General features: G+C 63.8%; 3 protein-coding genes. All 3 read right to left on the bottom strand.

Features of this window, described 5'->3' with window-relative positions:
• Positions 1 to 57 precede the first annotated feature (57 nt).
• The 3 genes from VGO12_RS20125 to tolQ are packed head-to-tail and all read right to left on the bottom strand — an operon-like array spanning position 58 to position 2348.
• The gene (locus VGO12_RS20125) at positions 58 to 1137 is read right to left on the bottom strand and encodes a hypothetical protein (protein WP_327514532.1); all 1080 of its coding nucleotides are present in this window, start codon (positions 1135 to 1137) and stop codon (positions 58 to 60) included.
• 8 nt (positions 1138 to 1145) lie between these two features.
• Entirely contained in the window at positions 1146 to 1598 is a 453-nt protein-coding gene (gene tolR / locus VGO12_RS20120) for a protein TolR (protein ID WP_077959802.1), read from the bottom strand.
• 27 nt (positions 1599 to 1625) lie between these two features.
• Positions 1626 to 2348 (bottom strand): protein TolQ, encoded by a 723-nt coding sequence (gene tolQ / locus VGO12_RS20115; RefSeq protein ID WP_327495910.1) that lies wholly within the window; start codon positions 2346 to 2348, stop codon positions 1626 to 1628.
• Positions 2349 to 2454: the final 106 nt, after the last annotated feature.

Genomic DNA, 2454 nt, shown 5'->3' with positions numbered 1-2454 from the left:
TACGAAGGGTTTGCAGGGGTGGTTTGCTATCCGGCATGGGTTCCAATCCCGGCAGCTCTAGAGTGCGAATTCCGAGGGGTCGAAGTTCAGCACGAGGGTATTCCATCCTTTTTCGCCCTCATATTTGTCAGGCGGCAGGTTCTGTAGCGGGGCCGAGCGACGGATCGCACGCAAGGTGCTGCTCTCAACGGCGCGGCGGGTGCCTTCGGGGCCACCGGTGGCGGTCACTTCGGGCGTGCCGACGATATTGCCCGACGGGTCGAGCTGCACGCGGACCGTGACCCGGACCTCCTCGACGCCGGTCAGGCCCGGTGTCAGCGACCAGTTGCCCTGGATCTGGCCCTTGACGCCGTCGATCTCGTTGGCGCTGAGGCCGACGCCGATGGTCTTCTTGCCGCCGAGAGCCGCTTCCTGCGTCGAACGCTTGGCGCCGCCGGCAGACGGATCCTGCCGATTGAGCAGAGCCGCGATCTCGTCGGCGTTGAACTTGCTGTCCTCGGTGGAAGCCTGCTTCTTCTGTTCCTTCGGCGTCTGCTCGTCCTTGCGCTCAGGCGTCTTGGCGCTCTGGGCCGGCTTTTCGACCTTCGGCTTTGCGGCCGGCGTCGGCACCTTTTCGGGCAAGGCTTCGGCTTCCGGGTTTTCGGCAGGCTTTTCTTCGGCGGGCGCCGGATCCGGCTTCGTTTCCGGCTTCACTTCCTGCTTGGGTTCCGGCAGGGCTGCCACTTCGGTCGCGGGCTCGGAGGCGGGTTTCGTCTCCTCGACCTTCTTGATTTCCTGCTCGACCGGGTCGGGCGTCGGCTCGGGCTTGTCGTTCTTCTCGGGCGACGCCGTGGCTTCGCTCTTCGACGGCTTGGCGTTCGGCGTCGGCGGTGTCTTCAGGTCGGTGTCGTTGTCGCCGACATTTTCGGCCGGCTGGTTCGTCTCCGGACGCTTGGTCGGGACCGGCGACGAATGCTCCTTCTTCGGTGCCTTCTTGTCGCCCTGCTGGACCTGGGTCATTTCCGAATAGGGTACGATGTCGACAGGCAAGGCCTCGACGTCGGCGACCTGGAAGTCAGCCGGGCTGCCAAGCGACACCAGCGCCCAGGTCAAGACCATGGCGTGGAGGACAGCAGATGTAGCGAGACTGCCCTTCATCTTGGACGTCACTTTTCCTGTTCTTGCAGCGTGACGAGGCCGAGGTTCTTGAAACCGGCAGCCGAGATGCGGGCCATGACCTTCATGACCGTGCCATAGTCGGCATTGGTGTCGCCGCGCACGTAGATGCGTTCGTTGTAGCCGGTCGTTGCAATCGCCTCGAGCTTCGGCACGACTTCATCAATGGCAATCGGGGTTTCCTGCAGATAGATCTCGCCGGCCGGGTTGACCGAAACGGTGATCGGCTGCGTATCGGAATTGAGCGCCTTTGCCTGCGTTTCCGGCAGGTCGATCGGCACGCCGACCGTCATCATCGGTGCTGCCACCATGAAGATGATCAGGAGCACGAGCATGACGTCGACGAACGGCGTCACGTTGATCTCGCTCATCATGGCCTTCTTGCCGCCGCGGCGACGACGTCCGCCACCCGAACCCTTGGCTCCGCCAACCGACATACCCATCAGCGTGGTCTCCGTACTTTCTGGCGATTACTGCGCGGCCTGACGCGGGCTCTGCAGCTTCTCGTCGATCTGGCGCGACAGGATGGCGGAGAACTCGTCGGCGAACGCTTCCATGCGCGCCGAGAGCTTGCCGGCATCGGCCGAGAACTTGTTGTAGGCGATAACCGCCGGGATAGCGGCGAGAAGGCCGATCGCGGTGGCAAGCAGCGCTTCGGCGATACCGGGCGCAACGACCGCAAGGTTGGTCGACTTCGAGCCGGCGATCGCCTGGAACGAGGTCATGATACCGACGACGGTACCGAAGAGACCGATGAAGGGTGCTGCCGAGCCAATGGTCGCGAGCGAGCCGAGGCGCGCTTCGAGCGATTCCGATTCACGGGCGAGTGTCACGTCCATGGCGCGGTCGATACGCATCTGCAGGCCGATCGGCGAGCGCGCGCCGCGCTCGAAGCTCTTCTTCCATTCCCGCATGGCGGATACGAAGATCGCCCCCATCCCGGCGGTCTGCCGGTCGGCGAGCGTGCGGTAGAGTTCTTCCAGCGACTGGCCGGACCAGAACACCTGCTCGAAGCTGTCGAGCTGGCGGCGAACGCGGCCGTAGTTCAGCGTCTTGTCGACGACGATCGCCCAGGTCCAGACGGAGGCTGCGATCAGCCCCAGCATGACCAGCTTCACGACGAAGCCCGCTTGCATGAATAGCGACCAGAGGCTCACATCGTGCGTCGCCGCGGCCAATCCAACCTGTTCCATCGTCTTCAGTCCCCGAATCCAAACACCCGGCAAGAGCGGTTCATGCTCGTGACCGGGTAGCCCAAACGTCCTGTTTGCAAGAGTGCCCGGCACCGCCGCAGATCGC

The organism is Ensifer sp. (assembly GCF_035999135.1).
In the GTDB taxonomy this organism is placed as follows: domain Bacteria; phylum Pseudomonadota; class Alphaproteobacteria; order Rhizobiales; family Rhizobiaceae; genus Ensifer.
The sequence above is the reverse complement of the archived record's forward strand: the minus strand, read 5'-3'. Positions and strand labels throughout refer to the sequence as shown.